The organism is Allobosea sp. NPDC055594 (assembly GCF_053618995.1).
Window position 1 is genome coordinate 1 of the sequence record NZ_JBSHIO010000022.1, and the last position, 21867, is coordinate 21867.

At 67.0% G+C, this 21867-nt stretch carries 22 protein-coding genes; 8 read left to right on the top strand and 14 right to left on the bottom strand.

What is annotated here, in order from left to right:
- The first annotated feature begins 67 nt into the window (after positions 1–67).
- Positions 68–412: a winged helix-turn-helix transcriptional regulator gene (locus ACWGRX_RS24890; RefSeq protein WP_452119769.1), complete on the top strand. Its 345-nt coding sequence runs from the start codon at positions 68–70 to the stop codon at positions 410–412.
- On the opposite strand, the gene ligD is transcribed toward ACWGRX_RS24890, so the two are convergent.
- The 3 genes from ligD to ACWGRX_RS24905 are packed head-to-tail and all read right to left on the bottom strand — an operon-like array spanning position 413 to position 4113.
- Positions 413–2959 (bottom strand): DNA ligase D, encoded by a 2547-nt coding sequence (gene ligD / locus ACWGRX_RS24895; RefSeq protein WP_452119742.1) that lies wholly within the window; start codon positions 2957–2959, stop codon positions 413–415.
- 18 nt (positions 2960–2977) lie between these two features.
- Positions 2978–3868, bottom strand: coding sequence for a non-homologous end joining protein Ku (gene ku / locus ACWGRX_RS24900; RefSeq protein ID WP_452119743.1), 891 nt, complete (start codon positions 3866–3868; stop codon positions 2978–2980).
- Complete coding sequence (locus tag ACWGRX_RS24905; RefSeq protein ID WP_452119744.1) at positions 3868–4113, bottom strand: hypothetical protein; 246 nt, start codon at positions 4111–4113, stop codon at positions 3868–3870. Before ACWGRX_RS24905 ends, ku begins: the two co-directional genes overlap by 1 nt.
- A 232-nt stretch (positions 4114–4345) precedes the next feature.
- On the opposite strand from ACWGRX_RS24905, the gene rpsO reads away from it, so the two are divergent.
- From rpsO to ACWGRX_RS24920, 3 genes are all read left to right on the top strand, one after another.
- Positions 4346–4615, top strand: a complete 270-nt coding sequence (gene rpsO / locus ACWGRX_RS24910; protein WP_291637523.1) for a 30S ribosomal protein S15 — start codon at positions 4346–4348, stop codon at positions 4613–4615.
- Between the two features lie 259 nt (positions 4616–4874).
- Complete coding sequence (gene pnp, locus ACWGRX_RS24915; RefSeq protein WP_291637521.1) at positions 4875–7046, top strand: polyribonucleotide nucleotidyltransferase; 2172 nt, start codon at positions 4875–4877, stop codon at positions 7044–7046.
- 141 nt (positions 7047–7187) lie between these two features.
- On the top strand, positions 7188–7823 hold the full coding sequence (locus ACWGRX_RS24920) for a pyridoxamine 5'-phosphate oxidase family protein (RefSeq protein ID WP_452119745.1): 636 nt from the start codon (positions 7188–7190) through the stop codon (positions 7821–7823).
- Positions 7824–7962: 139 nt separating this feature from the next.
- On the opposite strand, the gene ACWGRX_RS24925 is transcribed toward ACWGRX_RS24920, so the two are convergent.
- The gene (locus ACWGRX_RS24925) at positions 7963–9594 is read right to left on the bottom strand and encodes an HAL/PAL/TAL family ammonia-lyase (RefSeq protein ID WP_452119746.1); all 1632 of its coding nucleotides are present in this window, start codon (positions 9592–9594) and stop codon (positions 7963–7965) included.
- 171 nt (positions 9595–9765) lie between these two features.
- Here ACWGRX_RS24925 and hemA point away from each other — a divergent pair, with 171 nt between their 5' ends.
- Positions 9766–10977 carry a 5-aminolevulinate synthase gene (hemA, locus tag ACWGRX_RS24930; protein ID WP_291637515.1) on the top strand — a complete coding sequence of 404 codons (1212 nt, stop codon included), beginning with the start codon at positions 9766–9768 and terminating at the stop codon, positions 10975–10977.
- A gap of 95 nt (positions 10978–11072) precedes the next feature.
- Here the strand turns inward: hemA and ACWGRX_RS24935 are convergent, their stop codons facing one another.
- From ACWGRX_RS24935 to ACWGRX_RS24955, 5 genes are read right to left on the bottom strand one after another with little or no spacing between them, the layout of a single operon-like run.
- Positions 11073–12071: an adenosine kinase gene (locus ACWGRX_RS24935; RefSeq protein ID WP_452119747.1), complete on the bottom strand. Its 999-nt coding sequence runs from the start codon at positions 12069–12071 to the stop codon at positions 11073–11075.
- A gap of 56 nt (positions 12072–12127) precedes the next feature.
- Complete coding sequence (locus tag ACWGRX_RS24940; protein WP_291637511.1) at positions 12128–12502, bottom strand: helix-turn-helix domain-containing protein; 375 nt, start codon at positions 12500–12502, stop codon at positions 12128–12130.
- Positions 12499–13062: a Smr/MutS family protein gene (locus ACWGRX_RS24945; protein ID WP_291650292.1), complete on the bottom strand. Its 564-nt coding sequence runs from the start codon at positions 13060–13062 to the stop codon at positions 12499–12501. The genes ACWGRX_RS24940 and ACWGRX_RS24945 overlap by 4 nt, the downstream gene beginning before the upstream one ends.
- A 4-nt stretch (positions 13063–13066) precedes the next feature.
- Entirely contained in the window at positions 13067–14236 is a 1170-nt protein-coding gene (mltA, locus tag ACWGRX_RS24950) for a murein transglycosylase A (protein WP_452119748.1), read from the bottom strand.
- Positions 14233–14961 (bottom strand): Tim44/TimA family putative adaptor protein, encoded by a 729-nt coding sequence (locus tag ACWGRX_RS24955; RefSeq protein WP_291637505.1) that lies wholly within the window; start codon positions 14959–14961, stop codon positions 14233–14235. Before ACWGRX_RS24955 ends, mltA begins: the two co-directional genes overlap by 4 nt.
- A gap of 245 nt (positions 14962–15206) precedes the next feature.
- Here ACWGRX_RS24955 and secB point away from each other — a divergent pair, with 245 nt between their 5' ends.
- On the top strand, positions 15207–15716 hold the full coding sequence (gene secB, locus ACWGRX_RS24960) for a protein-export chaperone SecB (protein ID WP_452119749.1): 510 nt from the start codon (positions 15207–15209) through the stop codon (positions 15714–15716).
- A 164-nt stretch (positions 15717–15880) separates the two neighbouring features.
- Entirely contained in the window at positions 15881–16624 is a 744-nt protein-coding gene (locus ACWGRX_RS24965; protein ID WP_291637501.1) for a TerC family protein, read from the top strand.
- Between the two features lie 117 nt (positions 16625–16741).
- Here ACWGRX_RS24965 and dnaQ read toward each other — a convergent pair whose 3' ends face one another.
- Genes dnaQ through ACWGRX_RS24990 form a run of 5 tightly spaced genes read right to left on the bottom strand, consistent with a single transcriptional unit; the run spans position 16742 to position 20374 of the window.
- Positions 16742–17452: a DNA polymerase III subunit epsilon gene (gene dnaQ, locus ACWGRX_RS24970; protein ID WP_452119750.1), complete on the bottom strand. Its 711-nt coding sequence runs from the start codon at positions 17450–17452 to the stop codon at positions 16742–16744.
- 2 nt (positions 17453–17454) lie between these two features.
- Positions 17455–18066, bottom strand: a complete 612-nt coding sequence (gene coaE, locus ACWGRX_RS24975) for a dephospho-CoA kinase (protein WP_452119751.1) — start codon at positions 18064–18066, stop codon at positions 17455–17457.
- A gap of 9 nt (positions 18067–18075) precedes the next feature.
- A complete protein-coding gene (locus ACWGRX_RS24980; RefSeq protein WP_452119752.1) occupies positions 18076–18906 on the bottom strand; it encodes a shikimate dehydrogenase in 831 nt (276 codons plus the stop codon).
- Between the two features lie 17 nt (positions 18907–18923).
- A complete protein-coding gene (locus ACWGRX_RS24985) occupies positions 18924–19547 on the bottom strand; it encodes a Maf family protein (protein WP_452119753.1) in 624 nt (207 codons plus the stop codon).
- Positions 19544–20374: a pyruvate, water dikinase regulatory protein gene (locus ACWGRX_RS24990; protein ID WP_291637491.1), complete on the bottom strand. Its 831-nt coding sequence runs from the start codon at positions 20372–20374 to the stop codon at positions 19544–19546. Before ACWGRX_RS24990 ends, ACWGRX_RS24985 begins: the two co-directional genes overlap by 4 nt.
- A gap of 463 nt (positions 20375–20837) precedes the next feature.
- On the opposite strand from ACWGRX_RS24990, the gene hemE reads away from it, so the two are divergent.
- Entirely contained in the window at positions 20838–21863 is a 1026-nt protein-coding gene (gene hemE, locus ACWGRX_RS24995; protein ID WP_452119754.1) for a uroporphyrinogen decarboxylase, read from the top strand.
- Positions 21864–21867: the final 4 nt, after the last annotated feature.

A 21867-nucleotide genomic window follows, 5' to 3' on the forward strand; every position in this document is an offset into this window, starting at 1 on the left:
AAAGGGGCCAGCCTATCCAGTGGACGACTTTTACACCGCCCGCGCCCGCACAAGCGCCGGCGCTTCACTGGATGGTTTTCTCACCGCCGTGCACAACCGGATCGGCGACAAATGGGCGGTTCTGATCCTGATCCTGCTCGAGCAGGAGACGCTGCGCTTCAACGAACTGCGCCGGCGGATCGACAGCATCTCACAGAAAATGCTGTCGCAGACGCTGAAGAGCCTGGAACGCGACGGGCTGATCAGCCGGCGCGCCTTCGCGACGGTGCCGGTCACCGTCGAATATGCGCTGACGCCGCTCGGGCGGACGCTCGCCAGCACCGTGCAGGCGCTGACGCAATGGGCCGAGGCCCATATCGGCGAGGTCGAGGAAGCCCAGCGGCGCTATGACCGCGGCGAGGTCGCCGCTTGATCAGCGGCCCTTGAGAGCCCGCTTCGGCGCAAAGAATTCGGCCCAGGCATCCGCCGGGAGGTCCTTATCCATGATCTCCTGCGCCTTGAAGGCATCCGGCGCCAAGCCTTCTTCCAGCATCTCCCAGGCCACCGGCATGGCGACGGCCGCGCCGGGACGGGCGCGGGTCGAGAAGGGGGCGATCGCGGTCGCACCGCGGCCATTGCGGAGATAGTCGACGAAGATCCGACCCTTGCGCGCCTGCTTCGACAGGGTCGCCGTGTAGAGCTTCGGCTGCGCCTGCTCCATCGCCTTGGCGAAATCACGGGCGAACGCCTTGATCTCGTCCCAGCCGGCCTTGGGCTTCAGCGGCATCACAACATGGAAACCCTTGCCGCCGGAGGTCTTGAGGAAGCTCGCAAAACCGAGCTCATCAAGGCGAGCGCGGACCGTCAGCGCCGCCGCGCGCACCCGCTCCATCGGCACGCTCTTGTCCGGGTCGAGGTCGAAGATCACCTGATCCGGGGTTTCGACGGCATCCACCTTCGCGCCCCAGAGATGGATCTCGACCGTGCCGAGCTGAACGAGCGCCGCAAGACCATCGAAATCGCGGATGAAGAGCAGCTCCTCGCCATCCTTGTCCTTCATCCGGGAGATGGATTTGTGCAGCCCGGCGCCGGCATGCTTCTGGAAGAAGACCTGGCCGCCGATCCCGTCCGGCGCGCGCAGCAGACTCAGGGGTCGTTCGACGACGAAGGGCGCCATGCGCTCCCAGACACTGGCGTAGTAGTCGAGCAGGTTCTGCTTGGTGAAGCCGATATCGGGCCAGAGCGGCTTGTCGGGGTTGCTCAACGTCACGGTGGTCTCCCGCCGGGGTGCCCTCGGCGGCACCAGCTTTGCCGCTGATCGCGCCCTGTTCGCCGAAGCCTTGGTCGGCTTCTCCTCGATCACTTCATCAGCCGGCTTGTCCTCGCGCAGGCCGAGGAAGGCCGAATGCCGCAGCGTCTTCGAGGCCGTCCAGGAGCCGAAGGCGATCTCGGCGACGAGTTCAGGCTTGACCCAGACGATACCACGCTCGCGCCCCGCCGCCCCCTCGAAAGGCGCGGTTTCAGCGGCGATCGCGTCGAGCCGCCGCTTCAGGTTTGCGGCCGATTTGCGGGTGAAGCCGGTGCCGACGCGGCCTGCCGGCTTCAGTTCTCCGCCTTCATGATAGCCGAGGACGAGCGAGCCGAGCTGGTTGCGCGACGCTTTGGACGGGACATAGCCGGCAATGACGAATTCCTGGCGCTGCGTGCATTTTGACTTGATCCAGTCGCGGCCCCGGCCACTGCGATACGGCGCCTCCACCCGCTTCGAGATCACGCCCTCCAGCCCCATGCGGCAGGCATGGCGCAGCATGGTCTGGCCGGGCTCGACGAAGTGCTCGCTGAAGCGCAGGGCGGCGTCGGGTTTCGCAGCCTGCAGCAGCTCCTCCAGCCTTTCCTTGCGCGCGAGCAGCGGTTCCACCCGCAGATCCTCACCGTCGAGATGGAGCAGGTCAAAGGCATAGAAAACGAGGTCTGTGGCCTCGCCGTCCGACAGGGCCGCCTGCAACGCTGAAAATGAGGAGATGCCGTCCTTGCCCAGCGCCACGACTTCACCGTCGATCAGCGCAGTGTCGCAGGGAAGTGCCGCGAAGGCAGCGGCAATCTGGTCTCCGAAGCGATCGCTCCAGTCGAGGCCGGTACGAGTGTGCAGCTTGACCTTTCCCCCGGATATCCGCGCCTGCAGCCTGTAACCGTCGAACTTGACCTCGTGCAGCCAATGCTCGCCGGCTGGGGGCTTGTCCTCCAGGGTCGCGAGGCATGGCTCGACGAAGCGCGGCAGCGGCTCGCTTTCGGCTTTCGCCGAGCGGACGGTCTTGGCTCCGGGCGCTTTGGCTTTTGCCTTGGCCTCCCTGGGATTGCGCCCTTTCGCAGGCTTCTCGTCGGTCGACCAGACGTCGCCTGCGGGATCGTCGCCAACCTCTTCGACGCTCTTGCCCGAAACCACCGAGTCCGGCGCCGCCTCCAGGATATCCTCATCATCACGGGCAAAATCGTCGTCGACCTTGATCAGCAGCCAGTTGTCGCGCTTCTCGCCCCGGCGCGGTTTCAGCCGCACCAGATGCCAGCGGCCGCCGAGCTTGTGGCCTTCGAGCGTGAAGGCGAGATGGCCTTTCTCCATGCCGCGGGCGGGGTTCCCCTCGGGGATCCACTTGCCCTCGTCCCAGATGATGACCGAGCCGGCGCCGTATTCGCCCTCGGGAATCGTGCCCTCGAAGCCGCCATATTCGAGGGGGTGATCCTCGACATGGACCGCGAGACGCTTCTCGGCGGGGTCGAGGCTCGGGCCGCGCGTCACCGCCCAGGACCAGAGCACGCCGCCATGCTCGAGCCGGAGATCGTAGTGCAGGCGGCGGGCAGCATGCTTGTGGACGACGAAGGCGCCGCCGGCTTGTTCCGCCCTGCTCCGGCCTTTCGCCGTGCCTTTCGGCTCCCGCGTCCGTGAAAAGTCGCGTTTCGAACGGTAGAGGTCGAGATTGGCCATGGCGCCCTCCGCCGCGGGTCAGGCACTCTTCCTGGTCTTGGCAGCGGCCGGTTTCTTCGTCGGCTTGCCGGCCCCGGACGAGGCCTTGCGCTGCGAAGAGCTCTTGCGCGGCGGCTCGCGTAACGAGTCCTTCTCCTCACCGAGGCTCTTCTTCAGCGCCTCGAACAGGTTGACGACATTGGTGGGACGCTCGGCCGGCTTCGCGACTGGCGGCTTCTTGCCCTTGCGCTTGGCCTCGATCAGCGCGAGCAGCGCTTCCTCGTAGCGATCCTCGAAGCCGGTCGGATCGAACTTCGCCTGCTTCTTCTCGATGATGTGGGTGGCGAGATCGACGAGTTCCGGATCGAGCTTGCCCTTGCGCAGCCCGTCGAAGACCCCGTCCGGCTGGCGCACGGTCTTGTCGTAGCGCAGCGTCGTCAGCAGCAGCCCCTTGTCGAAGGGCTCGATCATCACCGGCCGCTCGCGGCGATAGAGCACGATGCGGGCGATGCCGGCCTTCTTCTGCTTCGCCATCGCCTCGCGGATCACCGCGAAGGCCTCTTCTGAGACCTCGTCGGAGGGGCTGAGATAATAGGGCTGGTCGAAATAGATCTGCGGGATCGCGGCGCGGTCGACGAATTGCTCGATCGAGAGCGTGTGCGAACTCTCGATCTGGACCGCGTCGATCTCGCCCTCCTCGACGAGCAGGTATTCGTCGCTGCCGATCTCGTAGCCCTTGACCTCGTCATCGGGATCGACCGGCTTGCCGCTGACGCTGTCGATATATTGGCGGCGGACAGTGTTGCCGGTCTTGCGGTTGATGACGCGGAAGGAGACCTTCTCGCCATGGTCGGTCGCCGAAGTCAGTTCGACAGCGCACGAGACCAGCGAGAGCTTGAGATAGCCCTTCCAGGCCGGGCGCGGGGCCATCAGGCCGCCCTCAGGGCAGGCCGGCGCGACGGCAGGGCGGGGGGCAGCTCGCGCAGCCAGGCCTCGGCGCGTGCCAGTTCGTCGCTGGTGACGACGGGCACAGGGTCGGCAAGGATGGCGAGCAGGACTTCGCGGTCGAGCTGGCCATTGGCGATGACCTCGCGCAAGGCGTCGCGGGTCTCTCGCTCGGCCAGGAGCTGAGCGCCGAGCGCGGCGATGAGGCGGTCCTTCGGCAGCTGGCGCATGATATCGCCCCCCGGGCTGGTGACTGATACGCTCTGGTCAACCGACGGCGCGGACCAAGGTTCCGGCGTGCCGCTAGCCTTTCCGGCGTTTTCGTGTATATGCCGCTGCCAACCGGCCTCTGCTGCCGGCGGCGCATCCCCTCCGCGATGAGGCGATGCGGGCTTCGGACCCTGCTGGACGACATCCCGGCTAAGGCCCGCCAGATCAACATTCGAACCGAAGGAAAGCACGATGTCGATCACTGCTGAGCGCAAGACCGCGCTCGTGAAGGAACATGCCACCAAGCCGAACGACACCGGCTCGCCGGAAGTCCAGATCGCGATCCTGACGGAGCGCATCAACAATCTGACCGGCCACTTCAAGTCCCATCACAAGGACAACCATTCGCGTCGCGGCCTGCTCAAGATGGTCTCCCAGCGTCGTTCGCTGCTCGACTATCTCAAGGGCAAGAGCGAAGCGCGCTATCGCTCGCTGATCGAGAAGCTCGGCATCCGCCGCTGATCGCCGAATGAGTTCCCGCCCGGTGCCTCGCCGCTCCGGGCGGTTCTTCTAAGGGGGCCGCCGCAATGGTGCGGCATTGCCCTTCTCAATGCGGCGGCCGCATGGGGCGGCTTTCCGCATGATCCACCGGGCGTCGCCGACGCCCATGGCAGGATCGCCGAGCGCTCGGGCGCGGCTGCAATGTACGACCGAGCGTTTTGCCGTCTTGCCCATGGGCCAAAGGGCGCCGGGCGGGTCGCATCCGACCGAAAGAAAATCCATGTTCGACATCCAAACCGAAGAGCTGATCTGGGGCGGGCGCAAGCTCGTGCTCGAAACCGGCAAGATCGCCCGCCAGGCCGACGGCGCCGTGCTCGCCACCTATGGCGAGACCGTGGTGCTCGCCACCATCGTCTCGGCCAAGGAGCCGAAGCCGGGCTTCGACTTCTTCCCGCTGACGGTGAACTACCAGGAGAAGACCTTCGCGGCCGGCCGCATCCCCGGCGGCTACTTCAAGCGCGAGGGACGCCCGACCGAGAAGGAGACGCTGGTCTCGCGCCTGATCGACCGGCCGATCCGCCCGCTCTTCGCCGAAGGCTACAAGAACGACACCCAGGTGATCGTGACCGTGCTGCAGCACGATCTCGAGAATGATCCCGACATCGTCGCCATGGTCGCCGCCTCCGCCGCGCTGACGCTCTCCGGCGTGCCCTTCATGGGCCCGGTCGGCGCCGCCCGCGTCGGCTATGTCGACGGCGCCTACAAGCTCAACCCGCTGATCGACGAAGTGAAGGAATCGGCGCTCGATCTCGTCGTCGCCGGCACCCAGGACGCCGTCCTGATGGTCGAGTCGGAGGCCAAGGAGCTCTCCGAGGAGATCATGCTCGGCGCCGTGATGTTCGGCCACAAGCACTTCCAGCCGGTGATCGACGCCATCATCCGCCTGGCCGAGAAGGCCGCCAAGGAGCCGCGCGAGTTCAACCCGCCGGACGACCAGGCCGTGCTCGACGCGATCATGAAGATCGGCGAGGCCGAGCTGCGCGCCGCCTACAAGATCACCGCCAAGGCCGAGCGCTATGCGGCGGTCGACGCCGTCAAGGCCAAGGTCGTCGCCGCGCTGGTCTCGGATGCGCCGGACGGCGTTTCGACCTTCAGCAAGGAGAAGGTCGGGGCCCAGTTCAAGGAAGCCCAGGCCAAGATCGTGCGCTGGAACATCCTCGACGACGGCATCCGCATCGACGGGCGCGACGTCAAGACGGTGCGCAAGATCGTGGCGGAAGCCGGCGTCCTGCCGCGCACCCATGGCTCCTCGCTGTTCACCCGCGGCGAGACCCAGGCGCTGGTCGTGACCACGCTCGGCACGGGCGATGACGAGCAGTTCATCGACTCGCTGGAAGGCACCTACAAGGAGACCTTCCTGCTGCACTACAACTTCCCGCCCTATTCGGTCGGCGAGACCGGCCGCATGGGTTCGCCCGGCCGCCGCGAGATCGGCCATGGCAAGCTCGCCTGGCGCGCCATCCGCCCGATGCTGCCGGCCAAGGCGGAGTTCCCCTACACGATCCGCGTCGTCTCGGAGATCACCGAGTCGAACGGTTCCTCCTCGATGGCCACCGTCTGCGGCACCTCGCTGGCGCTGATGGATGCCGGCGTGCCGCTGAAGGCGCCGGTCGCGGGCATCGCCATGGGCCTGATCCTGGAAGGCGAGCGCTTCGCGGTGCTCTCCGACATTCTGGGTGACGAGGACCATCTCGGCGACATGGACTTCAAGGTCGCCGGCACCGCCGAGGGCATCACCTCGCTGCAGATGGACATCAAGATCGCCGGCATCACCGAGGAGATCATGAAGGTCGCCCTCGGCCAGGCCAAGGGCGGTCGCGACCACATCCTCGGCGAGATGGCCAAGGCCCTCTCGGCCTCGCGCACCCAGCTCGGCGAGTATGCGCCGCGCATCGAGACGATGAAGATCCCGGTCGACAAGATCCGCGAAGTCATCGGCTCCGGCGGCAAGGTCATCCGCGAGATCGTCGAGAAGACCGGCGCCAAGGTCAACATCGAGGACGACGGCACCATCAAGATCGCCTCGGCCGACGGCAAGTCGATCGAAGCGGCGATCAAGTGGATCAAGTCGATCGTCTCCGAGGCGGAGCCGGGCATGATCTATGACGGCACCGTCGTGAAGATCATGGAGTTCGGCGCCTTCGTGAACTTCTTCGGCGCCAAGGACGGGCTCGTCCATATCTCCGAGCTCGCCGCCCAGCGCGTCCAGAAGGTCTCGGACGTCGTCAAGGAAGGCGACAAGGTCAAGGTCAAGTTCCTCGGCCAGGATGATCGCGGCAAGATCCGCCTCTCGATGAAGGTCGTCGACCAGCAGACCGGCGAGGACATCACCGAGAAGCTGAAGGCCGCCCGCGACGCCGAGAAGAGCCGCGAGAAGCAGCAGGCCGAGTAGGGCCTGCAGCGCCCTCAAAGCGTTTCACGTGAATCAGAACGCCCCCGCATCGCAGGATGCGGGGGCGTTTTCTTTTGGCGATCCCTCTGGTGCGACGCAGCGAACTCAAATAGTCTAGACTTATCTGCCTCGGAGACCGGCATGACCGCCCATCGCATCACCTCGCTGGACCAGCTCGCCTCGCTCTATCCGAACCCCGTCGCACCGGCCTCGCTCCTCAAGGAGATCGACCATGTCGATGCGAACTATGCGGCGCTGATCGCCGCCTCGCCGTTTTTCGTGCTCGCGACCAATGGTCCGGACGGGCTGGATTGCTCGCCGCGCGGCGATCAGCCGGGCTTTGTCACGGTGAGCGACGCCAAAACGCTGCTGATTCCCGACCGAAGAGGTAATAACCGCCTGGATTCGCTCAAGAATATCCTGTTCGACAATCGAATCGGAATGCTCTTTCTGGTCCCCGGCTACGGCGAAACCCTGCGCGTCAACGGCACTGCGGTGCTTTCGAGCGATCCCGCGCTCTGCGCGCGCTTCGACATGGCCGGCAAGCTACCCGCCTGCGTGATGGTCGTCTCGGTGGAGTCGGTCTACTTCCAGTGCTCGCGCGCCGTGGTCCGGGCCGATCTCTGGAATCCCGCGGCTCAGGTCGACAAGCGCAGCCTGCCGAGCGCCGGCACGATCCTGCGTGAGATCACGGCGCGGGCGCCGGCGGTCGAGACCTTCGATGGCGAGGCCTATGACAAGGCGCTGCCGGAGCGGGTCAGGGCGACGTTGTACTGAGCAGCGTTTGATAGCCAACGCCGTCATGCTCGCCCTTGTGGCGAGCATCCACGTCTTGAACACCGGACACAGCCGTTGAAGTGAAGACGTGGATGGTCGGGACAAGCCCGACCATGACGAAAGAGGCGAAGCTTCGACGCTACTCCAGCGCCCCGACCGCCGCCTCGACCGCCTCGACGATCGCGCCGGAGCGGACCAGCGCCGTCGCCTGGTTCATCTCGGCGGCGTACCAGCGGTCGCCGTCGAGCGCCGGGGGAATCGTCTCGCGGACCGCGTCCAGCGCCGCCTGCGTGCCCTTGCCGAGCGGATGGGCCTTGGCAGCCTCGGCGATCAGCGACAGCGCCTGACAGGCCATCAGGATCTCGCCAGCGATGATCATCTCGACATTCTCGACCACGGTGCGGGCCTTGCGGCCGCACCAGGTCGAGTTCGAGACATGGTCCTCGGCATTGGACTTGCCGGGAATCGAATCGACCGAGCCCGGCGAAGACAGGGTGCGGTTCTCCATCACCAGCGCCGAGAGCGAGCACTGCACGGTGGCGAAGCCGGTATTCAGGCCGCGCTTGCCGGCAAGCAGATTGCGCGGCAGGCCGTAGCTCAGCGTCGGGTCGATCAGCCTGGCGAGGCGGCGCTCGCAGATCGAGCCGAGATCGGTCATCGCGATCGCCAGCAGGTCCATGGCCTGCGCCACGTACTGACCGTGGAAATGGCCGCCGGAGATCACCTGGTAGCCGCCGCCATCGGGGAAGATCAGCGGGTTGTCGGTGGCCGAATTGGTCTCGGTCGCAATGATGCGGGAGACATAGTCGAGCGCCTCGCGGGCCGGTCCGTGGACCTGCGGGGCGCAGCGCAGCGAGTAGACGTCCTGCACGCGCGGCGCCGGCGGCTTACCGGGCGTACGGCCGATCTCATCGGGATAGATCGTCTCGCGCGCCGCGGCCGAGCAGCGCTGCGAGCCCTGCGTCAACTTCAGGATGTTGCGGGCGACCAGCGCCTGGCCGGGATGCGGGCGCGCGGCATGGACGCGCGGATCGAAGGCGGCGAGCTCGCCGCGCATCGCCTCGAGCGAGAGCGCAAGCCCGATATCGGCGGCCTTGATCAGGTGCTTGGCATCCTCGGTGGCGAGCACGCCCAGCGCGAGCGAGACCGTCGAGCCATTGATCAGGGCCGAGGCATCCTTGGCGCCGAGCGGGAAATCGGGCGCGAGGCCGGCCTTGGCCAGCGCTTCGCGCGCCGGCATGCGCCTGCCCTTGTAGACCGCTTCGGCCTCCGCGAAGCCACAGACCGCGGCGGCCATATGGGCGAGCGGGGCAAGATCGCCGGAAGCGCCGACCGAGCCCTTCTGCGGGATGACCGGGTGGACCCCGGCATTCAGGCAAGCGAGCAGGCGCTCGACCAGTTCGACCTGCGGGCCGGAATAGTTCGAGGCGAAGGCATTGGCGCGCAGCAGCATGGTGGCGCGGGTGACATCCTCGGCGAAGGGCTCGCCGACGCCCGTGGCATGGGCGTAGACGCTCTTGCGCTGATATTCGGTCATCTCCGCCATCAGCACGCGCTGGTCCTTGAACAGGCCGACGCCGGTGTTGAAGGAGTACATGAACGGCGCCTCGTCGTTCATGAAGTTCGCGTCGATATGCGCCCGCGTCGCGGCGATGGCGGCGCGGGCGGCAGGGGCGAGGCTCGCCTTCTCATAGCGGCCGGAGGCACCCGGCCGCGCCACGCGCAGCACCTGCCTGCCCTTCAGCGTGCGTCCATCGATCGTTACGGCCATGGCCAGTCCCCGTTTCAGCAGATCCCGATCTAGAACCGGATCGCAGGAAATGGGAAGCTGGTTGCGGCCGGTTATCGGCGCCTGCAAGCGCTTTGCCGGCCCAACCCGCGACATTGCTGCGCCTTTACCTGCGGCGCGCAATGCACAATGAAGGCGGCGCAGGAGGTTGCGATGGATTTCGAGAGCTTTTTCCGCGAGGAGTTGAGCCAGCTCCGCAAGGAAGGCCGCTACCGCGTTTTCGCCGATCTGGAGCGCTGCGCCGGCAGGTTTCCGCGCGCGATCTATCATGGCGAGGGCACGCCGCGCGAGGTCACCGTCTGGTGCTCGAACGACTATCTCGGCATGGGCCAGCACCCGGTGGTGATCGCGGCCATGCATGAGGCGATCGACGGCTGCGGCGCCGGCGCCGGCGGCACGCGCAACATCGCCGGTACCAATCACTACCATGTCCTGCTCGAGCGCGAGCTTGCCGATCTGCACGGCAAGGAATCGGCGCTGCTGTTCAATTCCGGCTACATGTCGAACTGGGCCTCGCTCTCGACGCTGGCCTCGCGCATTCCCGGCTGCATCGTGCTGACCGATGCGCTGAACCACGCCTCGATGATCGAGGGCATCCGCCATTCGCGCGCCGACAAGGCGATCTTCGCCCATAACGATCCCGCCGACCTGCGCCGCAAGCTGCAGGCGATGGATCCGGCCCGGCCGAAGCTGATCGCCTTCGAATCGGTCTACTCGATGGATGGCGACATCGCCCCGATCGCCGAATTCTGCGACATTGCCGAGGAATTCGGGGCGATGACCTATATCGACGAGGTCCACGCCGTCGGGCTCTACGGGCCGCGCGGCGGCGGCGTCAGCGAGCGCGATGGCCTGACTCACCGACTCGACCTGATCGAGGGCACGCTGGCCAAGTCCTTCGGCGTGATGGGCGGCTACATCACCGGCTCGGCCGCGCTCTGCGACTATATCCGCAGCTTCGCCTCCGGCTTCATCTTCTCGAGCTCGCTGCCGCCGGCACTCGCCGCCGGGGCGCTCGCCGCCATCCGCCATCTCAAGGCGAGCTCGGCCGAGCGCGAGGGCCAGCAGGACCGAGTAGCCACCTTGCGCCGGCGCCTCGACGAGGCCGGCATCCCGCATCTGCCCAATCCCAGCCATATCGTGCCGGTGATGGTCGGCGATGCCGCGCGCTGCAAGCAGATCAGCGACGAGCTGCTGGCGCGCTTCTCGCTCTATGTCCAGCCGATCAACTACCCGACCGTGCCGCGCGGCACCGAGCGGCTGCGGATCACGCCGACGCCGCTGCATTCGGACGAGGATATCGAAGGGCTGGTCCAGGCCCTGAGCACGATCTGGGGCGCACTCGGATTGCAGCGCGCCGCCTGAGCGGCAGCAGCTTCTGAAACGAGAAAGCCCGGGCCTTGCGGCCCGGGCTTTCTTCTTGCCGTCGCAGGTCCGGCGGGCGTGCCGGACGAACCTCTTCAGAGCAGGCCGTTATTGCCGGCGAGCGTCTTCAGGCCGACATCCGGCCTTGCCCCGACATGGCTGATGATCTCGGCCGCGGCGAGGGCGCCGAGGCGCAGGCAGTCGCGGGTCTCGCGGCCCGAGGTCAGGCCGAAGAGGAAGCCGGCGGCGAAGAGATCGCCGGCACCGGTCGCATCGACCAGCCGCTCGATCGGGAAGACCGGCTCGGCGACGACGCCGTCCGGCGTCACGGCAAGCGCGCCGTTCTCCGAACGGGTGACGACGGCGAGCACGTTCTCGGCGCGCAGGCCGGCAAGCGCCGTGTCGAAATCGGAGGTTTCGTAGAGGCTCTTCAGTTCATGCTCATTGGCGAAGACGAGATCGACCATGCCATTGCGGACGAGGCCGATGAACTCGTCCCGATAGCGATCGACGCAGAAGGAATCGGAGAGCGTGATCGCGACGCGGCCACCGGCCTTGTGGGCGATCTCGGACGCCTTGCGGAAGGCGTCCTTGGCGGCCGGCGGATCCCAGAGATAGCCTTCGAGATACACGATGTCGGCGTTTTCGATCGCGGCAGCGTCGACATCGGCCGGGGAGAGGCCCTGGCAGGCGCCGAGATAGGTGTTCATGGTGCGCTCGCCATCGGGCGTGACGATGATGAAGGAGCGCGCCGTCGCCGGCCCGTCCGCCGCCGCCGGCGTGTCGAAGGCGACGCCGAGCGAGGTCAGATCGTGCCGGTAGAGCTTGCCGAGCTCGTCTGCCTTGACCTTGCCGATGAAGGCGCCGTTGCCACCGAAGGAGGCGAGGCCGGCGATGGTGTTGGCCGCCGAACCGCCTGAGATGACCTTGCCCGGGCCCATCGCGGCATAGAGCGACTCCGCCCGCGCCTCGTCGATCAGGGCCATCGAACCCTTCACCAGCCCGTGACTGGCGAGGAAATCCTCCTCGGCCGTGGCGATGACGTCGACAATGGCATTGCCGAGAGCGAGCACGTCGTAGCGCTTGGAGGTCATGAGGCTTTCCGGAGGTTGAGGGATTTGCGGGCGTGTCGCATCGGGCGCAGGTTCGGTCAAGCGCCGCCGCGGCGGCGGGCGGCGCTGTCGAGGATCGATGACAGCGCGGCGAGATCGGACGGACCGAGCCATTCGATCTCACGGGCGAGCCGGTTGGCGAACAGCGTCGCTTCCGGTTCCAGCCCGGCGGTGTCGACGGTGACGCGCGGATGCGAGAGATCGGCGAGGCGGATCAGCTCGTCTGCCTCGTCCCAGATGATGCCGAGGACGTGGATCGCGCCCTGAATCAGGGTGAAGGTCGGCTGGCCGCGCTTGCCGTGCTCAAGCGCCGAGAGATAGGCCGGGGTGACGCCGAGCGCCTGCGCCATCTGGGCGAGGGTGACGCCGCGGGCGGCGCGCAATTCGCGGACGCGGCGGCCATAGGGCGTCATGGCTGCGGCCCGCGGGCCCGGCGCAGACGGATATAGAGCGCACCCGAACCGCCATGGCGCTGCTCGGCCTCGTCGAAGCCGAGCACCAGCGGCCGCAGATCGGCGAGGCTGAGCCAGTGTGGCACATTGCGGCGCAGGACGCCGCGTTCTGAGCCGAAGCCGAAATCGCCGGCGCCGCCCTTGCCGGTCACCACCAGGACGAGCTTGGCCCCGCGCATCTGCTGGACCCGGAGAAAGCCACGCAGGGCCGCATGGGCTTCGTCCTGACGCATGCCGTGAAGATCGATCGCAGCCTCGACGCCTTGCTGGCCGCGGCGCAGCTGGGTGCGCAGCCGTCTTTCCAGCGGTGCGAGCGGCGGCGGCGCCGGTTTTGCCGCAATCGTCTTCGGCGCGGCCATGGCCGGCGCCTGCCGCGGCGGCTCGGGCTGGAGCACCGGGAGCTCGGGTTCCGGCTCCGCTTCAACCGGCTTGCGGCCGGCGAGCGGCGTCACCGTGCGCGCGACCTGGCGCCAGAGCGCGATCTCGGCCTCGGACAACAATTTGCCACGGCGGCGGGGCATCGCCTCAGCGCTCCCGCCCGCGCGGCCAGAGCACGATCAGGTCGAAGGGGTGGCGGATCAGGCCGGCGCGATGGCCGGCTTGCGGGCCGGAGCCGACGAAAAGGTCGATCCGGGCGGGACCGAGGATCGCTGAGCCGGTATCCTGCGCCAGAACGAGCCGCGACAGCGCTTCCGACCCCCCCGTCCCGTCCGGGATCTCGCCGGCGATCCAGGCCGGCATGCCATAGGGCCAGACACTGCGATCGACCGCGATGCTGCGCAACGGCGTCAGCGGCAGGCCGGCGGCGCCGATCGGCCCCGCCTCCGGCGGCAGGTCGTCGCGCCTTGCGTAGAAGACGAAGGAGCGGTTCAGGCGGATCAGCTCGCGCGCGAAACCGGCATCGGCCTTCAGCCGCGCGACCAGCCGGTCCATGGTCATCTCTGCCGGCGGAATATTCTCGCGGCGGCTGAGCTCGCGGCCGAGCGAGGTGTAGGGGTGGCCATTGCGTCCGGCATAGACCAGCCGCGTGACCCTGCCGTCCGGCAGGCGAATCCGCCCCGAACCCTGGACCTGCAGCACGAAACGGTCGACCGGATCGCGCATCCAGAGGATTTCGAGGCCCTGACCGTCGAGTGCGCCGTCATCGATAGCAGCACGGTCCGGGAAGGGCTCAAGGCCGCGCTCGCCGCGGCGGGCCGAGGACAAAGCGGGGTCGAAGCCGGGCCAGTCATCCCCCGGCATCTTGGTGACGAGGTCGACGGGGCGGCCATAGAGCGGTGTCGGGAAGGCGGCGCTTTGCGTCAGCGAGCCCTCGAATTCCGGCTCGAAATAGCCGGTCATGAAGCCGCGCGGTGTCTCGGCGGGGCGGACCCGCCAGAACGAGAACCGGTCCTCGAAGAACTTTCGGGCAGTGACCCGATCCGGCTCGCCCGCCTTCAACAGGGCAGCGGCCTCGGTGCAGAGCGCCGGCAGACCGGGCGGCGGCTTGATACCCTGGCGCAGCGGCGGATCGGTCTCGCAGCCCTGTGCGAAAAGACGCAGCACGATCCGGTGGTCGTCCTGCGTCCAGCCGGCGATCTCGCCTGTCGTCACGGGCGAGATGCGTGCGCCGGCAGGAGCGGGTGGGGCGCTGGCCGTCACTGCCGATACGCCTGCGGCCCAGAGCCCCAGAACGAGACCGGCGGCACGGATCACGCGGCCGATTCGGTCGCGACCAGCAGCCAGTTCGGATCGCGGCTGCCGAGCTGACGCGAGAAGGTCCAGACGTCGTTGACCTCGGAGACGCTGTCGGCGCTGCCGTCGACGACATTGCCCTGCGCATCGCGGACGACGCTGATCAGCTGCGAGACGAAGGCGATGGTGACCTGGCCGGTCTTGCCCTTGACGTCGACCGCGGTGATCTCGGCCTTGTCGATCGAGACGAAATTCGATTCGGCCTTCTCGCCGCGCTTCTCGCGCTCGCTGATCGCCTGCTCGAAGCCTTCATAGACCTCCTTGGCGAGCAGCCCCTTCAGCATCTTGCGATCGCCGCGGGCGAAAGCGGTGACGATCGTCTCATAGGCGGCCTTGGCACCGCCAAGGAAACCGCGCGGATCGAAACCGGGCTCCTGGCGCGCGATCTCCTCGAGACCTGCGATGATCGGCGAACCGGCGGGCGCGATGTCCTTCCAGCGATCGGCATCCGCGACCTCCGCGGCGGCGGGATCATTGGCCGCACCGGGCAGGCGGATGACATTGTCGCGGCGCGCTTCGGCCGGGGACGCCTGGTCGGGCCGCAGCGGCGGCGTCTCGCGGCGCTGGAACGGATCGGCCGGCGGCTTTTCATGCCCGGTCTTCTGACCGAGCACGGAACGCAGCTTCCAGGCGACGAAAACCGCCAGGGCCAGGAAGACCAGTGTCGTCATATCGAAGTTTTGCATCGACGGCTGATCCGAACCTCAAAGAATACGATCGCATGACGGGCGCGCGACCACAGCACCATCTCCCGGCGGGATATGGTGACTGAGGCTCGTAACATCCACCCCCCGGGGCGACAAGCGTTCTCGGCGAGCCTTTGCTTGTGCCGGCACGGCCGCCATGGTAGCCGACGCGAGTCCGGCGCTTGCGGCGCGACGGACCGTTTCCGCCAGAGAGCGGGGTTTTCTGTCAGAGCCGCCGGAAGACGATGGGACCGATGGCCAACGAAAACGGCAATGGCGCGGGCGACGCCAACCAGCAGGGGCCGAGCCTCAACACGCTCGTCCAGTACATCAAGGACTTCTCCTTCGAGAATCCGAACGCACCGCGCTCGCTCTCGGGCCAGCAGCAGCAGGGCCCGCAGATCGGCCTTCAGGTCAATGTCACCGCCAATGCGATCGGCGAGGCCGAGTTCGAGTCGATCCTGACGCTGGAAGGCAAGGCGACCGTCGGCAACGACACGCTGTTCGCGTTCGAGCTGAGCTATGCCGGCGTGTTCCGCATCGTCGGCGTGCCGCAGGAGCAGCTTCATGCGGTGGTCATGATCGACTGCCCGCGGCTGCTCTTCCCCTTCGCCCGGCAGATCGTCGCCGACGCCGTGCGCAATGGCGGCTTCCCGCCGCTCTATATCGACCCGATCGATTTCGCGACGCTCTATCGCCAGCGCGTCGAGGAGATGCAGGCCCAGCAGGGCGCGGCCGGAACGCCGGTGTCCTGAACGCCAGTTTCAGAACGACGACATGAAAGAGCCCTTCGGGGCTCTTTTTTTGTCGCTTTTTTTCGCCAGCCCGCCTTGCATCGCAAGAGAGGCCGCCCATTTCGGCAGGACCCAGAAGCGCGCGCCATCCCGGACCGCGCGGGTAAGACCATGCCGGAGCATCGATGGACGCCCTGATGACATTAGCCGCCGACCCCACCGTCTGGGCGGCTCTCGGGGCACTGATCGCGATGGAGGTCGTGCTCGGCATCGACAACCTGATCTTCATCTCGATCCTGACGAACAAGCTGCCCGAACACCAGCGCGCCCGCGGCCGGCGCATCGGCATCGGGCTCGCCCTGATCCTGCGCCTCGGCCTGCTCTCGACCGTCGCCTTCATCGTGCAGCTGACGACGCCGGTGATCTCGGTCTTCGGCAAGGCCTTCTCCTGGCGCGACATCATCCTGATCGCCGGCGGCCTGTTCCTGGTCTGGAAAGCGACCAAGGAGATCCATCACAAGGTCGACCCCAATCGCGGGCCCGACATCTTCGACGGCAGCGGTGCGGCGGCCATCACCTTCGGCGGCGCGATCTTCCAGATCCTGCTGCTCGACCTGGTGTTCTCGATCGACAGCATCATCACCGCCGTCGGCATGACCGACCATGTCCCGGTGATGGTCATCGCCGTCGTGGTCGCCGTGCTGGTGATGCTGCTCGCGGCCGACCCGCTGGCGCGCTTCATCGACAAGAACCCGACCATCGTGATGCTGGCGCTCGGCTTCCTGCTGATGATCGGCACGACGCTGATCGGCGAGGGCTTCGGCGCGCATGTGCCCAAGGGCTACATCTATGCGGCCATGGCCTTTTCGGCGCTGATCGAAGGGCTCAACATGCTCTCGCGCCGCGCCGACCGGAAGCAGGGTCGGTAAGTCGCTGCGCCGGCGACCATCGTCATTGCGAGGCGGCCTTCGCCGCCGAAGCGATCCACGGGCCGCGGAGCCTGACCTTCTCGACGGCTTCGCTCGGCTTGCAATGACGGCGGAGGATCACGCTTCCTCTGGCAGGCCGAGATAGCCCCGCCAGAGTGGCGCGGCCTTGAACTTGCCGACGAAAGCCTCGTGCGCCGCGCGCTCCTCATCCGAGAGCCGCGGCGCCAAGGGACGCAGCCTGACCGGCCGCTCGATGACCGCGGCGAGGCCGGCACCCGCGCCTCCGGCCATACTGGTGCCGAGACCGAGGCTGGTCTGCTTGCCGCCGATCAGTTCGATATAGACTTCGGCCAGGATCTCGGAGTCGAGCAGCGCGCCGTGCTTGGTACGGCGGCTGTTGTCGATGCCATAGCGCGAGCAGAGCGCGTCCAGGCTGTTGCTGGCGCCGGGGTGCTTGCGCCGCGCCATGGCGAGCGTGTCGACGACGAGTGCCGGAACGATCGGCGGGATGCCGAGCCGACCGAACTCCATATTGATGAAGCCGACGTCGAAGGCGGCGTTGTGAATGACCAGCTTGGCATCCGCGATGAAGGCGGCGAACTCTCCGGCGATGGCGGCGAAGACCGGCTTGTCGGAGAGGAAGGCCTCGGACAGCCCGTGCACCCGGAAGGCGCCGTCCGGCATGTCCCGCTCGGGATTGATGTAGACGTGGTAGTTGCGGCCGGTCGGGCAGTGGTTGACGAGCTCGACGCAGCCGATCTCGACGATGCGGTCGCCCTTCAGCGCTTCGACGCCGGTGGTCTCGGTATCGAGGACGATTTCGCGCACGTTCAGCCTCTCCGTTCGCCGCGGCCGGGGCGGCCGGCAAGCGCCACGAGGATAGAATGGACCTGCCGCCGCGCCGCCAGAAGGCCGCGGGAGGTGTCCACAAGGAAGTGGGCGCGCCGACGCTTCTCCGCATCCGGCATCTGCCGGACGAGGATCGCCTCGAGCTTGTCCTCGGTGATGCCGGGCCGGGCGAGGACGCGGGCTCGCTGGACCTCGGCCGGAGCGGTGACGACGACCACGGCGTCGCAGCGGTTCTCGCCGCCGGTCTCGAACAGCAGGGGAATGTCGAGCACGGCGACGTCCGCCCCATCCTTGCGGCATTGCGCCAGAAAGGCCTGTTCCTCGGCCCGGACGAGCGGATGGACGATCGCCTCCAACCTGGCCAGCGCCTCGGCCCGGCCGAGCACCGCGGCCGAGAGCTTCGTCCGGTCGACCTTGCCATCGGCGACGACGCCGGGAAAAGCCGCCTCGATCTCGGATGTGGCCGCACCGCGATAGAGCCGATGGACCGCCTGATCGGCATCGTAGACCGGCACGCCCTCGGCGCGGAACATCTCCGCGGTCGTCGACTTGCCCATGCCGATCGAACCGGTCAGCCCGAGCAGAAAGGTCATCGTGGCCTCCTATCTCAGCGGAATATCGGCTTCGAGTCGGGCCCGCAGTGCCGGCGTCACCTCTGGACGTACGCCGAACCAGCGCTCGAAGCCCGGGATCGCCTGATGCAGCAGCATGCCGAGTCCGTCGACCGGAAGGCCACCACGAGCCCGTGCCTCCGCGAGCAGGGCTGTCTCGAGCGGGACATAGACGATGTCGTCGACGATGGTTCCGGGCCGCAGGCCCGTAAGGTCGAGATCGAGCGGCGGCTGGCCCTGCATGCCGAGCGACGTCGTGTTGACGATCAGATCGCTCGTCGCGACCAGGGCCGCCGCCTCCGAGCGCCCGCGTGCTTCGACACCCGCTCCGAACTCGGCCGCGAGATCCTCGGCCCGCGCCATGCTGCGATTGACGAGAATGATCCGGCCGACGCCGCGCGAGACGAGACCGTGAACCACGGCTCGCGCCGCACCGCCCGCCCCCAGGATCAGCGCGCTGGCAGTGCGTGCGTCCCAGCCGGGGACGCGGTCGTCGAGATGGGCGAGGAAGCCGAAGGCGTCGGTATTGTCGCCATGGAGCTTGCCGTCCTCCATCCAGATCGTATTGACGGCGCCCATGCGCCGCGCGGTTTCGCTGACATGGTCGAGCAGCGGCAGCACCGCCTCCTTGTTCGGCACGGTGACATTGCCGCCGGCGAACTCCCCCGAACGGATGCGGTCGAGGAAGGCGGCGACCGCGTCCGGCGGCACGTCGACCCGTTCATAGCTGCCATCGAGGCCATGCTCGGCCAGCCAATGGCCATGGATGATCGGCGAGCGCGAATGGGCGACGGGATGGCCGATAATGAAGCAGCGTGTCATGGGGCGGAGCCGTTGGTTCAGGCAAGAAGCTCGAACTCGCGCAGAACCGCGAGCAAGTCGAGCAGGGGCAGGCCGAGAATGGTGAAATAGTCGCCGTCGATGGCGCTGAACAGCTGCGCGCCCAGGCCTTCGATCTGATAGCCGCCGACGCTCGCCGTAGCTGCGGGACCTGCCTGCGCGACATAGCTCTCGATGAAGGCGGCATCGAGCGGGCGCATCTCCATGCCGACCCGGCGGACGCCGCCGCGAATCACCGCACCGTCGCGAGCGAGCGCGAAGGCCGAGCTCAGTTCATGGCGCTTGCCAGACAGTGCCGCGATCTGGAGCAAGGCCGCGTTCTCATCCTCGGGCTTGTGGAAGGCGGTGCCCTCGCAGGTCAAGGTCTGGTCGGCACCGAGGACCCAGCGGCCGGGCGCTTGCCTGGAAACGGTGAGCGCCTTGGCGGCAGCGAGCGCAGCGGCGACGCCCGAGACCTCGCCGCCCGCTGCCAGGAAATCCGCCTCGACCGCACGCTCGTCGATACCGGGGCGAATCGCCTCGATCGCCAGACCGGCATTCTCCAGCATGCTGCGCCGCGTCGCGCTGCCGGAGGCGAGGATCAGCTCCCGGTCGCCGAGCCAGAAGGAAGCCGGCGGTTTCACGTCGCGATGAACTTCATGCGGTGGTCGCGCAGCAGATCGAGGATCGCCGCGGCCGTCTCCTCGATCGAGCGCCGGGTGACGTCGATCACCGGCCAGCCCTTGCGGGCACAGAGCCGGCGCGACTGGACGATCTCGTCGGCGACGGCATCGGGATCGACATAGGGCGTCTCGTCATCGGCCCGCATCGAGAGCAGCCGGTTCTGCCTGATCTGGATGATGCGCTCGGCGCTGGCAACGAGGCCGACGATCAGGGGGCGCTTCAGCCTCTCGATCTCGGCCGGCAGCGGCACATGCGGTACCAGCGGGATATTGGCGGTCTTGATGCCGCGATTGGCGAGATAGATGCTGGTCGGCGTCTTCGAAGTCCGGCTGATCCCGACCAGGATGACGTCGGCGCTTTCGAGATCGCCGCCGAGCTGCCCGTCATCATGCATCAGCGTGTAGTTCATCGCGTCGATGCGGCGGAAATACTCGGCGTTGAGGACGTGCTGCGCGCCCGGTCGTGTCGCCGAAGCCTGGCCTAGATAGGACTGGAACAGCGAGAGGACCGGTTGCAGCACCGAGAGACAGGGGCAGCCGATCTCCTGGCAGAAGCTCTCGAGCCGCTCCGCCCATTCAGGCTCGACCAGGGTATAGAGCACGACGCCGGGCGAGGATTCGATCTCGGCGAGCACGCGAGAGAGCTGATTTTCGGAGCGCACCAGCGGGTAGACATGCTCGATCGCCGATACCGCCTCGTATTGTGCGGCGGCGGCGCGGCTGACCGCGATCAGGGTTTCGCCGGTCGCATCGGAGACCAGGTGCAGGTGAAAATAATTGCGCGGCACGACTGCTCCCAGCCTTGTCAGGCCCCTTGAAGCGTCTGGTCTAGCGCGCGAGGCCGGCAATTGGAATCGCCTGCAGACGGCGAAGGCAAGCGAATCAGCCCTGGGGAAGGCTGGGGACAAGTCGGGCTTTCCCCCACCCATCCGGACGACCCCGGGATAACCACCTTGCGCCCTCAACAGGTGAGGCCATGTGGACAGGAACCGAATGTTTCACGTGAATCATTGCGAGGCGCGGCATCGCGGCGCACGCCATCGCGAATTCCAATTCGTTAAGAAGCTCTTAACGGTTGGCCACTCAGCTTCGCAGCTCCGACCTCGAGCCCGGACAGGCTGTGGATCGGTTGTGGATGGGATTGTGCCGGGCTATGTCCGGGGCCCCAAGAGTCAAAACAGAAGACTCTCTAAATTTAAAGATTCTCTTAAGGCCGGTCGGTGGACCGCCAGCCCAGGGTAAGCGAGCACGATGACCAACTGCCTTTTCCTGCGCGCACTCTCTGGCGAAAAGACGACGATTCCGCCGCTCTGGCTGATGCGCCAGGCCGGACGCTATCTGCCGGAATATCGCGAGGTCAGGAGCAAGGCCGGCGGTTTCCTCGAGCTCTGCTACAATCCGGCCTTCGCGACCGAAGTCACCTTGCAGCCGATCCGGCGCTTCGGCTTCGACGCGGCGATCCTGTTCTCGGACATCCTCGTCGTGCCGCATGCGCTCGGCCAGAAGGTCTGGTTCGCCGAAGGCGAGGGGCCGAAGCTGGAGGCGCTCGCCGACGCCGGTGATCTTGCGAAGCTTGACGAGCAGCTCGATCTGGAGCGGCTCGCGCCGGTGTTCGAGACGGTCGAGCGCGTCCGGGCGGCCTTGCCAGCCGAGACCGCGCTGATCGGCTTCTGCGGCGCGCCCTGGACCGTGGCGAGCTATATGCTCGCCGGCAAGGGTACGCCCGACCAGGCGCCGGCAAGGCTCGTCGCCTATAGCGACCCGGTTTTCCTCGATCGGCTGATCGAGCGGCTCATCGAGGCCTCGATCGTCTATCTCAACCGCCAGATCGATGCCGGCGCCCAGGTCGTGCAGGTCTTCGAGAGCTTCGCCAGCGCCCTGCCGCCGGGGCTGATCGAGAAGCTCTCCTTCACGCCGCTGCGCCGGATTGTCGCCGGCGTGAAGGCGAAGCATCCGCAGGCCAAGGTGATCCTGTTCGCGCGCGGAGCCGGACCGCGGCTGGAAGGACTGGCGCAATCGAGCGGCGCCGACGGGATCGGGCTCGACTGGGGCGTCGATCCGCGCTGGGCCGCGGCGACGCTCAATCCGGAGGTGACGCTGCAGGGCAATCTCGACCCGCTGGCGCTGATCGCCGGTGGCGAGGCGCTGCGGCATGATGTTGCGGCGATCCGCGAGGCGATGTCGGAGCGGCCCTTTATCTTCAATCTCGGCCATGGCATCCAGCCGCAGACCCCGGTCGCTCATGTCGAGCAGCTGGTGAAGCTGGTTCGTTCGTAAGGGT